The sequence below is a fragment of the Bacillus sp. L_1B0_5 genome (genome assembly GCF_000836715.1).
Classification (GTDB): domain Bacteria; phylum Bacillota; class Bacilli; order Bacillales; family Bacillaceae_G; genus Bacillus_A; species Bacillus_A thuringiensis_S.
This window is the reverse complement of record NZ_JXIS01000087.1, coordinates 1-12598: the sequence shown is the minus strand read 5'-3', so window position 1 is coordinate 12598 and position 12598 is coordinate 1. Positions and strand designations below refer to the sequence as shown.

The window sequence follows — 12598 nt, the reverse complement described above, 5'->3', positions numbered from 1 at the left end:
TTACGCCTGCTTTCTTAATAAACGTAAGTTTTTAAACGAGCGAATCCTCCAGGAATCCCATGAGCCTCCGCAATTTCTTGAATAGATAAACGAGTATCTTTATAAGCAGAAATCATTTCATCGGTAAGTAACAATTCTACAGCAAATGTATTTGCTTCGATTTCTAAGCGATCCACTGAAAAAAAGGTTTGGTTACGCAAGAAGGGGGTATTTGCTTTAGGATGAAGTACTGCATGACCTAATTCATGTGCACAAACAAATTGTTGAGTATTTTCGTTAATTTGATTATTAATATGAATGAATTTAAAGCGTTTATAAGTGTTGTAAAAACCAAGAGTATTCCCAAGGTCTTCAAACAACACTATAATATCTTTTCGTTTAGCAATTTCAAAGGGGTTTGTTGTGCCGTGTTTTTTTACGATTTTCATTACGTAGTCTTTAATTTTCATTTCTCGCTCCGTTCAATCTTTTTTATACTTGTTTGGAGTGAATTTTTGTTTTGCTAATTGTTTTGCCATGCGCATAGAATTTTCTAGAGAAATACGAATCATTTCTTTTGTATGGTCGTCTATTGGTTCTCCGTCAAACATTAACGCTTCATCGCTGTTTTCAAGCTCTTCTAAGGTTTTTTCTAAATCACGTGCGATATCACGTTCTTCCTTAATTGATAATTTAGATGGATTATTAGATACCATTTCTTTTGTTTGTGTTCTATCTAACAGATAATCTGTTGATACCTCAAAAAAGTCTGCAATTTTCTTTAAAGTATCATAATCTGGTTCGCGCTGACCTTGCTCATAATTAGCTAATTTTCCTCTTGAAAAGCCCAAACGATCAGCAAGTTCATATTGACTTAGTTTTTGTTTTTTTCTAAGTTCTGAAATCTTTTTTCCAAGCATAAATTCTTCCTTCTTTCTAAATAAGAATAGGCGCTTTTTATTAATTATAGAAACGTTTAGTTTCTAAATCTATAAAGGAAACAAAAAGTTTCTAATAAACATTGACAGAAACGATTCGTTTCTTTATATTAGAGTTACAAGGAAACAAAACGTTTCTTTTGGAGGTGGTATATTGAATAAAAAAAGAAATAAAATGATTGAATTTAGAAGTAATCAATCAAGAATAGTCGTAGCAAGGCGTTTGAAAATTACGCCTCAAATGCTAGGGGCAATTGAACGTGGTGATAGAACGCCTTCATTAGAATTAGCTAAAAGAATAGCTGATTTTTATAAAACAACAATTGACGTTCTTTTTTTTGATTAAAAAGGAAACGAAATGTTTCTGGAGGTGAGAAAATGCTAACAACTAACATGGCAGTACCAACAGACCCGTCGCATAAACATATAAAAAGCACTTCAAGAGGTGACACCATGAGCCAACAAGAAGAATATGCGGCGACTTATAAATTTGGAAAAACGAAAGTCCATGTTGTGGCTCCTGAGCCAAAATCACAAAAGGATATCGATAAAATCCGTCAAGCATATTACAAGGCTGGTTGGGCCATCATCAAAGAAATACAAGTAAAAGAAAACGTTGAGGGATAGTTCCTCTCTTTTTATACGAAAAGTAGACAAGTTACATATGTACTAAGTTCATTGTAACCATTTGAAAACTAAATATGGAGGCGAACAGATATGGGAACAAGCATATACTGCAATTCAGCAATAGGAGAATTATTACAGAATGCTAGAGAATGTTGTGACAATGTTCAGCTGAAAACAAAGAAAGGGTTATCTAAGTACCTTGGTATTACACATGAACGATTAACCCGTATTGAATCTGGACTTTCTAAACCAGAATTTGAACTTGCGATGGATTGGTGCCATGCAACAGGAGCAAAGTTAAATCAACAAGCGATTAAACATATTTATGGTGTGGGGTTACCGCCTACAGATCCACGCTTAACTCAAGATGTAAATCTACAATTGATGAACTACATTAAGCAAGCAGAAGAGGGAATTGCGGCAGCAAAGGAAATCATGAACTTACAAGTTACAACAAGGTCATGGAAGCATGATGAAAAGAAGAAACATGAGTACGCAGTTCATGCAAAAGAAATCTTCGATACAATCCAAGCTACTCAATGTGTAGTACAAGCTCTTGAGCAAGTTCATTTTGGCATTATGGAACAAATACAAAGAAGTTGGTTGCAAAAGGCTATGGCGGAGAACGTTATTATTCAATCGGTGGATAGCTTAATGAATTTAACAAAGGTGCTTTAAGGGAGGAAGAAAAATGACAGTAGATTATAAGAAACCGAGTCTAAGAGAATACAAGGAATTAATTCGATATGATGCAAAACTAACTGGTGAAATTAAAATAGCAGAATTACTTAATGAGGATTCAAAAACAGTTGAGTTAAAGCAAGAGAAGAAATTGTTGGGGATTCGAATCAAAATTATTGAAGCATCATTTATTTTGAAACATAAATGGGTAAATAAAAAAGCTACCGCCTAGACAACAGTAGCTCTGAAAAATATTGTAAAGCAATTATAACACTATATAAATCATTTGGACAAGCCACTGTGCTTGTCGTTATGACCAGAAAGGGATTGTTCCTCCCATACCTCTACAATGTTCCTTTCTGGTTGTAACGATGCGTACAGCATTAACTTAAATAGAAAGGAGATGTAATTCATGAACGATAAAAATAATCGTCTTCATGATCTAGTTCTTCCTGGAGATTTTTCATTTGCGAATAAACTTCGTAACTGTATGAGTGAATGTATTTATAACATGTTTAATGCAGAGTCAACCGAAGAATCAAATCACTGGGAAGAAGAGCTGGAGCGATGTATAAGGGAATTTAAAATGCTTCGTGATACAAAAGAGGAACATGAGGCATCGATGAGTTATCGTGTAGTAATTAAAGATTTAAGAGCAAGAGGAGTTAACGCTTCGTTAGTAACACGTAGAAAATAAAAAGATCTATCACTTGGCAGAGTGATAGACAAACGGTCTTGCAAAGATCTTAGGATTAATTATATCAAATTAGCATTCGTATAACAACGGAGTGTGCTACATGCTTTTAGACAAATCATTACATAGAGTGTTGCTGAATCCTAAAGTGTTTCAACAAGCAACATCAGAGCAACACCTAATTTACTTAGTAAAACAATATCTCAAAATAGGATACAAGAATTATCGCTTATTACGTGTAGAGGACGGATTCGCGATATGTAAACGGGAGGATGAATAATATGGCAGTTTATAGACCAGTACATGTTTCATTTTGGCAGGATTCATTTGTTTTAGATCTTACACCGGAGGAGAAGTATTTCTACTTATATTTGATGACAAATAGTAAGACGTCTCAATCTGGAATCTATGAGCTTCCACTCCGTATTATTGAAACTGATACAGGATATAACCGTGAAACTGTTATGAAGCTATTAGAACGTTTTGCTGAATACGGAAAAATTAATTACAACCCAAAAACAAAAGAGCTGTTCTTAATCAACTGGTTAAAATTCAATCCAATTAAAAATGTAAACATTGAAAAGTGTGTCTTAAAAGAGATTCAATCTGTGAAGGACCAGGATTTTTTAGTTGATTTCTATGAAACTTGCTTGCAATTAGAACGAGAACAAGATTTTAAAATCCCTCGTATTAAGGAGTATTTATCAGTCCGTTTGGAGGGGCTTATAAGGGGCTTCCAAGACCCTAGCAAGGAAGAAGAAAAAGAAAAAGAAGAAGAAAAAGAAGAAGAAAAAGAACAACAACAAGAAGAACGCGCAGGCGCGGAAGAAGTTGTTGAGGTTAATCCAATTTCTTTTTACGAGCAAAACTTCGGATTCATTACACCCTTTATTGCAGATGGTATTTATGCTTGGATAGATGATTTAAATGCAGAACTAGTTATTAAGGCTATGAAGATTGCTTTAGAGAAGAATACGAGAAACATGTCTTACGTAAATACGATTTTAAGAGATTGGCATCTTAAAGGCTTTAAAAAAGTAGCTGATGTTGAGGCAGCTGATAAAGCATTTCGTGCTCAGCGATTAACAAAAGCACAGCAACAGACACAAGTACCTTATCAACAAAAAGGGTTATCGGAATCTACTAAAAACGTAATACAGCAGCAACAAGCATGGGAGCAGAACATTCCAACAGAAGAGGAACTTGCAGTACTTAACCAACAGAATGCGTGGTTGGCCAAATGAGTAACGATATGATTCGCAATGTAGAAGCTGAACAAAGTGTTTTAGGTAGCATTATCCAAGAAGGCGATTTAATTAAAGATTGTCAGCTAAAGGTAAAACAGTTTTCTTTACCAACGCACCAAGTGATTTTCAAGGCAATGAGAGAATTAGAGGATGCTGAGGTCCCGATAGATCTTGTTGCTCTCATTGGAAAATTCGATGAAAGCTTTATGCATCAAATTGGCGGAATCGAATTCTTTGTAAACTTGACAGAAGTTGTAACAACTACTAAGAACTTCTCGTATCACGAAGGTTTAGTGATTGAGACTTGGAAGATGAGACATGCTCAGGAGGTTGCTGGTAACTTATATAACCGCCTTCAGCAAGATAGGGATATGAGTGCTATTAGTACATCAATTGATGAATTAAGCGCCATTGAAGAAACAGGTTACTCAGATGAATTTAACTTGAAAGATACGCTTGTTGATTTGTATAAGAGCATGCAAATTGATGTAGGAGATTTAACTGGTATTCCTACTGGTTATGACGACTTGAACAGAATGACAGCAGGGTTACAAGAAGGTGATTTAATTATTGTCGGTGCCCGTCCTTCGATGGGGAAAACGGCATTTGTATTAAACGTCGCTTTTCATGCAGCAAGTGCTCATACAGCAACAGGAATCTTTTCACTAGAGATGGGAGAAGAGCAGCTACTAAAGAGAATGATCTCAAGTACTGGAAATATAGATGCTACGAAATTAAAGAATCCTAAAAAGCTATGTAATTTAAAGGATTGGGAAAAGATTAGTCAAGCGATGGGATTGATTAATGATTTGCCATTAGAAATTTACGATAAAGCAAATGTAACGATGCAAGAGATTTATGCAAAGGCTAGGAAATTAAAGCGTAAGTACCCTGATAAAAAGGTTTTAATTGCAATTGATTATTTGCAGCTTATTGTAGGGGATTCAAAGCATAGAGGGAACCGCATGCAAGAAATCGGTGAGATTAGTCGTAAGTTAAAACTGATGGCAAGAGAATTAAATGTATGTGTAGTTGCATTATCACAGTTAAGCCGTGCGGTAGAAAGTAGGCAAGATAAGAGGCCGTTGCTATCAGATTTACGTGAAAATGGTCAAATTGAGCAAGATGCGGATTTAATAGCATTCTTATACCGTGAAGATTACTATGACCGCGAGACAGAAAATAAAAACATAACAGAAATTATTTTAGCGAAACAGAGAAATGGTCCAGTTGGTGTTGTTGAACTAGCATTTATTAAAGAATTTAGTAAGTTTGTAAATTTAGAGAGAAAGTTTAATCATCAGCAGGAGGCTTAATCATGTTGTTACGTCAGGAAGTAGAACGTAGAAAACTAATAATCATTCGTAAATTGTTGGGATTAGGATTAACTGAAATTAACGGACAAACATTAGATGAACTAACGTTAACGCAGTTTGAAGGGATTCTAATAGCAAGTTTGCAGGTATTGGAGGGGAAAAACAATGCCAAAGCAATTAACAATTTTTGACGTGGAGCCAGTTGTATCATTTGATCCTAAGAAAGCTCATATTCACCGTTTGAATTCAAAATTACGGTATGCAGATGTGGTTGTGCAAATACCACGCCAAGCCAAAGCGATTGATGAATTAAAAGCAACGACAGCGCCTGATGAACGTTACGAATTATTTGAGGATTATACAATTGGGATTTGGCGTTATAAGCGAGTGGAGGATAAAGAATTTGTGTGGGAAGAGGCTGAAGAAATATGTAAGAGAGCAAGGGATAACAAAGAGCCGATTCCAATACGGCTCCATTTGTCACTTGAACAATCATTTATTCCAGAAAATGTTGTGCGATATTTGTAGACAAACAAAAAAGCCGAGACTGCTCCCGACATAACTATTCGACAAAGTAATTATAACATAATTGGGAGTGATTGCGGTGGCAGTTATTAAAGAAAACATTGTAGCAATGACAGCTGAAATTTCTTTAGTGGAAAACATGATTTACGTTGTGAAGGACGGAAAGATTCATCCCATTGAACCACCAACAACTGGACATGGTGAACAGTCATTTATATATAAAGCTGGTAAAGTGGCGCGTATGGAAGAACGAAAAACACAGTTACTTTAGTAGGTTTAGTATTAACTTTAAAAATTTATAGATTTTATCACTTTTTCTTTAAAATTTATATAGATAGTATATAATTAAAGAGGCTATATAAAAATAAAGAAAGAGGGATTGGAGATGCAAGAATATACTTTTAGTTCAGCAGTAAATCAAGTGATTGTTGATGGGATATTGAATGGATATAAAAGTTATATCCATGAGCGTAACGAAAAACAAAGAACCATGAAGATTAGTGACGCATACGCATGGGTAAAAGGGAACCATATTGACGACCAAACAGCCAGGGAATGTGCAAGTGTTGGGATTGAGTATAAAAAGGCTAAGGCAGGATATACTTGGGGATATTTACAATTTTCATCTTCTGAAGACAAAAGCATGTTTATTATAAAAAATGCTAAGTATTTTAATGAGGGGAATTTTCCGGGTGGTAAGGGGATTGATGGAAATAAAAAACGTAAAAAAAATGATGAAAATTATTTAAAAAAGTTATCCAGAGTAAATCACAAGATAAAATTCCCAGAAACTCGTTCACTTCCGAAAGAATCTGGCTTTGTTGAATTTTTAACTCTCTTTGACGATAATACTTTAAAATCATTAGAGGATACAGAAGTAAGTAAGTTACAGAAAGCGTACGATAAGTTTTATATTGTGACTTACGAAATTGATGAGGCATTCATGATTTCAAAAATATTTCTTTGGATGCCGAATCCTCATAATGAAAAAGCTTATTTAGTGGATGATTTAACTGGACTAATTAATAATAGCTCAGTGGACTTTGAGGATGTAGATACAACAGTTCTAGAAAATGATGAGATGGATTCTAACTATGAATCACCAGCTGCATTTGATTACGATATTTATCATGATGAAGAATTGGATGATGAAAAAGCAGATGATGATAGTCAAAGTTAGAAATATATTGTAGGAGGTAGGTACAATGTTTGTTGGTAAAAATTTAACAAACATTCGAATTCTCCATGGTTACACAAGAAAACAACTTTCCGAAATGTTAGAAATTACCGAACAGGCCGTTTGGCAATATGAAAATGGGTATATGTCGCCTAAATTGGAAGTTATTAATAAAATGAAGAGAATTTTCAAAGTAAAAAGTAAGTATTTTTATTCTGAAGATTTTCTAAGTGAAAATGGAAAATCGAATATACAACAATGTCACATTGCTTATAGAGCAGATATTATAAATAGCGCTCAAAAAACTCTAAGTGAAGCTAAGACAATAGAATTTATTAGTTCGTTCTTAAATGTCATTGAAAAAAAGTTACATTATCCACAAAATGAAATAGTCGTTTTAAGAGAAAAAGTCATCCAATATCTTACTTCTTCAGAGGAAGATAAGAGAATAAAAATCGAGAAGGCAGCAAAATTAGCTAGAGAATTTTTAGGGATAGGTAATAAAAGTAATTTAAATCTATTATTTATTCTTGAGAAAAAAGGAGCATTTATTTTTGAAAAGGCCATTGGAGAAAGAATAGATGCTTACAGTTTATGGGCTGAAGATGGACGACCATTTATTATTTTAGGGAATTTAAAGAAATCTGCTGCCAGAAGGAACTTTGATTTAGCGCATGAATTAGGTCATCTACTATTACACTATAAAGTTGAATTTTCTTCATTAGACAATAAGGCTTATAGAGAGCACGAACAAGAGGCGAATTTATTTGCTGGGGCCTTTTTACTACCCGAAAAAGAGTTTACTGAAGACTTTAATTTTCTTTCTAAGAATTCAGCTCCTGACTCTTACATTGATTTAAAGAAGAAATGGATTGTCTCAATTCAGGCAATTGCATATCGAGCTCACTCACTTGGTTTGCTGGACTATCAAAAGTATAGATACTTCAATATCAAATTAAATAGACAGGGATATAAAATAAGAGAACCGCTGGATGATGAAATAAAAATTATGAAACCAGGTAAGGTCAAAAGCATATTGCAGCTTTTATTTGATAAAAATTATTTATCGTTAGGCACATTATTGGATACACTTATGGTTGATATTGAATTTTTATCTGCACTGTTAGGAATAGAGAAAGTATTCTTTGAAAAATATCAAATTGAATTATCGAAAGAATTTACAATTTCTGATTTAAACGTAAAGATGAACTAAAAGTTATAGTTTGTGTAGTAGCAAAATATTTATTGGACACAAGAAGAGAGTAGATCTGTTATCTACTCTTTTTATTTTCCATTAATACATAACCAAAATTAGGGTTAAAGTCCACGGTTTTCTATAATTTATAAAATTATGTTAAATAATTTAAAGCATGGTGATATAATGTATTTATTTGTAGTGGTAACTGTATTGAATTGGTTCTGGGAGTGAATAATTTGATGATTGAAACAAGATTACATTATGATTCTGTTCGGGAAAATATTGAGAGAATATTTGAGCTAGAGGAAATTAGCGTAAGTGAAAAGTTTCTTACTAATTTTCTCAATATATTATCAAGGTTATGTAATTATGAAGAAGAAGGGAAAAAGATTCGTCCTCGAATTGTCATAACTAATAATATTAAGGAAGCGATAAATACGGTGCCTAATTCATACATTGTAAAAACAAAAATGGGTAACTTGGATGGTTTTGATATGGAGAAAATATTGAAATCTTTGATTCCTTTTTGTAATAATGGTTGGCATGTGTTCGTGGATATTGAGCAGGATGGAATACAGTATGGCATAATCAGGGCTTTCTCAGGTCCAGTTGGTGTTTCTTTTTCAAGAAATTTATTAAGTATTGAAGAGCCTGAACTTATAGATTTTGGGGTCATTGATGTAGAAGTTATTAGTAATTTTGAGCTGAATATATGTGGAATTAGAAAGCATAATTTAATGATTGATTTTCGATTAGTAGATCATAGTGAAGAAACAAATGAATCTTTTAATGATATGATAGAGGATATTACTCACGATGTTCCATCATTAGACAAAGAGTCTATTAAAAAGGCGTTAACAAATTTATTAGCAATAATACCATATAGGGTTCATGGAACTATATGTGTTGTTGTCGATTCGGATTATAACTTTCCAAATGAATTTCTATCAGATGGTACCTGGTTTTCTGATCCTATTGATTTGGGAGAAAAAATAATAGATACCGCAATGAATAAAAAGGATATTGCATCATCAGAAGCATATTATGGTCTTTCAGGGTTATTTCTTGAAATGTTAAATGTGGATGGAATTACTATAATCGATAGTTCTGCCAGGGTAAGGGGATTTAATGTTTTTGTAAAAAAGCAGCCGTTAACGATGGATGACATACCTGCAGAAGGTGGAGCAAGAAAAAGAGCTGCCTATACTGTTTTAGCATCAAAAGACCCGAAGATTAAAGGGGTATATTTTTTATCGCAGGATGGGAATACCTTCTACAAAAGGATGTGTGATTAATTTGGCTAATGAAATCGTATTATGGGATTCGCCTAATGGCGCTAGGATACCTGCTACTGTTGCTAGTGTTAGTGAATTATCTGGATACATAAATATGCTCTCTCCGAGAGAAATAGATCGAATAAAAGTGTCTTTTGAAGCAGGATTATTTGATATGGCGACTGAGTATACCTGGAATAGAACAATAGCGGTACTAAGAGATAAAATTATGTCATTTGGCAAAGAATTTGTGCTTGAAATGTTAGGGCGCAATGAGGATAGTTTATCTGATTCAAGTGATTTTTTATCGGATGTAGATATAATAAATTTAAGTGCTGATTTAGGCTTAATTAATAAAACTGCGAAAATTTTATTTTTACAAAATAGTGAGTTGCTTAAACATTATTTAGTACGGACTGTTGAGGATGAATTGGATGTCACACAAGCGCAAGCATGCATAAAAGGGTGTATTAAGTATGTGCTAGCGATGAATGACGATGGTTTTAGTATATCCTTTACGAATTTTAGAGAAAAACTTAAAAGACAAATTATATCAGAAGAGCATGATATCTATCAGACTTTAATGAATAGTCCATATTTCTATAAAAGAACAACCACTAGAACTTTATTAAATTTATCAAAATCGGAAAAAGGGGCAGAACGAGAAATTGTTTTTGCAAATATGGTTACTATTATTCCAAGTATCTGGGAAGATTTGCTGTCAGATGATCGTTATCCAATTGGTTTTGCTTATGCAGAGGCTACCAATGCAGGTGATTTGCCATTAGTAAGAGCATTGAAATCTGTTTTACTGAAAGTAAAAGGCTTCGACTATGTACCAGAGAGTTTAAGGTCTAATACATTTATTGAAGCAGCTAATCATTTATTAGAAGTGCATTTTGGTAATAATAATTTTCATAATGAACCTGCAGCAGCTAAGCTGCTATTTGATTTGGGTAGTTCAATTCCTGCTCCTGCATTAGGTAAATGTATGACATCTACAATATCTTGTAAAATAGGTAATACTTGGAATATATCTTGGGGAGCACAAACATACATTGATGGAATCTTAAGTAACCTAACCGATGATAGATGGGAATATTATTTTAATAAGGTATTTATAGGTGATGAGACTATATTATTAAAGCTTAGAGATTTGAATATAGTTGAACGATGGTGTGAATTTGTAATACAGTATGATATTAATAATAAAAATATACAAGAACACCATGTTAATCAATTATTGCAGGCAAGTTCAAGAAACAGTACTAGAAGAGTTAAGGAAATAGCTCAGCAAATTTATGATCAATTGAGATGATAGGTTTAAAAGCTACTTTGTATATTAATGATAAGTTATTTGATATTCTGACATAGAAGCTTATTAGAGAATTTTAAAAATATACTATGGTCCTACTGGAAGAACCAGCGGACATCAAACTATAAAGAGCATTAATGATATTGCTCTGTAGTTTGGTGTCCGCTTTTTGTTTTTTATTAATAAAATAGATAAGGGGTGTTTTTATATATGATGCAATTAACTTTCTTACCTAAAATTGATCGCAAGGCAACGCAGGCTCGTTTAGAAGAAATTCTTGAAAATGTACGTATTTATAGACAATTTGGGATGATTAGAAATGAGATGAAAGTCACAGCTTCTTGTGAAGTAAGATACCACGGTCAAACAAACATAGTAGGAAATCCAGCTGAAGATGTTGCTCTAGCAAATGTTGCTATGAGTGAAAGAGAAGTGAAATTACAGCGTTTATCTTTTCAAATTGATAAGGCGCTAAGTCGTTTTAGTAAAAATCAAAGAGACATTATTGTAAAACGATATTTGAAAGATGAAGAGGTATTTGATTACATGGTTTATAACGAGATTGGTATGAGTGAACGTACATATAGACGAAATAAATCTAATGCCTTTTATAAATTGGCTTTTGCTCTTAGATTAGAAGTATATGAGGCAGAAGAAAAGGATGGTGGGGATAACCAATGAACTTTGTTCAACCTATCCGTGATCCAGAGCAAATACAACAAATTAAAGAGTATTTAAAAGAAAAGAGTGAGCGTAATTATATTTTGTTTGTAATGGGAATTAATACAGGTCTACGTATTAGCGACATTCTAAAACTGAAGGTTGGAGATTTAAAGGGAAAGTATATCTCGATGCGTGAAATGAAGACAGGTAAACAAAAACGAATTGAAATCACACCTAGATTAAAAAAAGAATTACGTTGGTATATAGAAGAAAGGAAAAATCATGAATATTTAATCCGCAGTAGGCAAGGAACAAATAAACCTATCGGAAGGAATATGGCTTATAAAATACTCAGAAACACAGCAGAAGAGTTTGGATTAGATGAAATAGGAACTCATACATTACGTAAGACGTTTGGTTATCATATGTACAAGCAAACAAAGAATATTGCGTTATTAATGGAGATTTTCAATCATTCATCAGAGAGAGTTACATTACGTTATATAGGTGTGAATCAAGATGTAATGGATAAGGCCATGAGGAACTTCAAGATATAGCAAACATTCCTTTTATTTTTTGTTTTTTACAGTTAACCATTTTTATCGTGTTGTGTAACTCAAAAGGGAAAGTATTATGAAGCTATGAATATCAAAGGATTCAGCAATAAGGGCAGTTACACAAAATATAAGATATGGGTAACCAGGTAAGAATATTTCTTCAATGTATATCTTAATGTTAAAATATACATTAGGAAGAGGTGAATAGGTAATGGGGAAAAAAAGAAGGTACTTAAAGAAGAGAAATCTAGAAAATCAAGATGGGTATTTGTTAGGAAAGAAGAGTGATATACCTTTATATCAATATAAGATACCCAAAATTTTCAAAGGTTATATAGATGTGAATAAAAGAATACAAGAACAATATAAACCCAAAACAAATCCGTTTAGTACATCAAAAGCAATAC

Annotated in this window: 18 protein-coding genes and 1 pseudogene; 17 read left to right on the top strand and 2 right to left on the bottom strand. The window is 33.3% G+C overall.

Going from position 1 to position 12598, the window contains the following annotated elements:
• Positions 1–14: 14 nt before the first annotated feature.
• Both RT27_RS24305 and RT27_RS24300 read right to left on the bottom strand, forming a co-directional pair.
• Positions 15–449, bottom strand: a complete 435-nt coding sequence (locus RT27_RS24305; RefSeq protein ID WP_043937858.1) for an ImmA/IrrE family metallo-endopeptidase — start codon at positions 447–449, stop codon at positions 15–17.
• Positions 450–461: 12 nt separating this feature from the next.
• Entirely contained in the window at positions 462–899 is a 438-nt protein-coding gene (locus tag RT27_RS24300; protein WP_002088140.1) for a helix-turn-helix transcriptional regulator, read from the bottom strand.
• A 172-nt stretch (positions 900–1071) separates the two neighbouring features.
• Between RT27_RS24300 and RT27_RS24295 the strand changes: the two genes are divergently transcribed.
• The 17 genes and pseudogenes from RT27_RS24295 to RT27_RS24215 all read left to right on the top strand — a co-directional run.
• Positions 1072–1263, top strand: coding sequence for a helix-turn-helix transcriptional regulator (locus RT27_RS24295; protein ID WP_043937857.1), 192 nt, complete (start codon positions 1072–1074; stop codon positions 1261–1263).
• Between the two features lie 32 nt (positions 1264–1295).
• Entirely contained in the window at positions 1296–1544 is a 249-nt protein-coding gene (locus RT27_RS24290; protein WP_043937855.1) for a hypothetical protein, read from the top strand.
• A gap of 90 nt (positions 1545–1634) precedes the next feature.
• Positions 1635–2222 carry a hypothetical protein gene (locus tag RT27_RS24285; protein ID WP_000537277.1) on the top strand — a complete coding sequence of 196 codons (588 nt, stop codon included), beginning with the start codon at positions 1635–1637 and terminating at the stop codon, positions 2220–2222.
• 13 nt (positions 2223–2235) lie between these two features.
• Positions 2236–2457, top strand: a complete 222-nt coding sequence (locus tag RT27_RS24280) for a hypothetical protein (RefSeq protein WP_000215317.1) — start codon at positions 2236–2238, stop codon at positions 2455–2457.
• A 180-nt stretch (positions 2458–2637) separates the two neighbouring features.
• On the top strand, positions 2638–2922 hold the full coding sequence (locus tag RT27_RS24275; protein WP_043937853.1) for a hypothetical protein: 285 nt from the start codon (positions 2638–2640) through the stop codon (positions 2920–2922).
• Positions 2923–3200: 278 nt separating this feature from the next.
• The gene (locus RT27_RS24270) at positions 3201–4163 is read left to right on the top strand and encodes a DnaD domain protein (RefSeq protein WP_043937852.1); all 963 of its coding nucleotides are present in this window, start codon (positions 3201–3203) and stop codon (positions 4161–4163) included.
• Positions 4160–5482 (top strand): replicative DNA helicase, encoded by a 1323-nt coding sequence (gene dnaB, locus RT27_RS24265; RefSeq protein ID WP_043937851.1) that lies wholly within the window; start codon positions 4160–4162, stop codon positions 5480–5482. The genes RT27_RS24270 and dnaB overlap by 4 nt, the downstream gene beginning before the upstream one ends.
• Positions 5483–5484: 2 nt before the next feature.
• Positions 5485–5673 carry a hypothetical protein gene (locus RT27_RS24260; RefSeq protein ID WP_043937850.1) on the top strand — a complete coding sequence of 63 codons (189 nt, stop codon included), beginning with the start codon at positions 5485–5487 and terminating at the stop codon, positions 5671–5673.
• A complete protein-coding gene (locus tag RT27_RS24255) occupies positions 5648–6010 on the top strand; it encodes a hypothetical protein (protein ID WP_043937849.1) in 363 nt (120 codons plus the stop codon). The genes RT27_RS24260 and RT27_RS24255 overlap by 26 nt, the downstream gene beginning before the upstream one ends.
• 76 nt (positions 6011–6086) lie before the next feature.
• Positions 6087–6278, top strand: a complete 192-nt coding sequence (locus tag RT27_RS24250; protein ID WP_043937847.1) for a DUF3954 domain-containing protein — start codon at positions 6087–6089, stop codon at positions 6276–6278.
• A 114-nt stretch (positions 6279–6392) separates the two neighbouring features.
• Entirely contained in the window at positions 6393–7187 is a 795-nt protein-coding gene (locus RT27_RS24245) for a hypothetical protein (RefSeq protein WP_043937846.1), read from the top strand.
• Between the two features lie 25 nt (positions 7188–7212).
• The gene (locus RT27_RS24240) at positions 7213–8397 is read left to right on the top strand and encodes an XRE family transcriptional regulator (RefSeq protein WP_043937845.1); all 1185 of its coding nucleotides are present in this window, start codon (positions 7213–7215) and stop codon (positions 8395–8397) included.
• A 221-nt stretch (positions 8398–8618) separates the two neighbouring features.
• Entirely contained in the window at positions 8619–9677 is a 1059-nt protein-coding gene (locus tag RT27_RS24235; RefSeq protein ID WP_156137719.1) for a hypothetical protein, read from the top strand.
• 1 nt (position 9678) lies between these two features.
• Positions 9679–10974: a hypothetical protein gene (locus RT27_RS24230; protein ID WP_156137718.1), complete on the top strand. Its 1296-nt coding sequence runs from the start codon at positions 9679–9681 to the stop codon at positions 10972–10974.
• A gap of 207 nt (positions 10975–11181) precedes the next feature.
• Entirely contained in the window at positions 11182–11652 is a 471-nt protein-coding gene (locus RT27_RS24225; RefSeq protein WP_043937840.1) for an ArpU family phage packaging/lysis transcriptional regulator, read from the top strand.
• The gene (locus RT27_RS24220) at positions 11649–12191 is read left to right on the top strand and encodes a site-specific integrase (RefSeq protein ID WP_043937839.1); all 543 of its coding nucleotides are present in this window, start codon (positions 11649–11651) and stop codon (positions 12189–12191) included. The genes RT27_RS24225 and RT27_RS24220 overlap by 4 nt, the downstream gene beginning before the upstream one ends.
• Positions 12192–12402: 211 nt before the next feature.
• A pseudogene (locus RT27_RS24215) lies at positions 12403–12598 on the top strand (hypothetical protein); the annotation flags it as partial.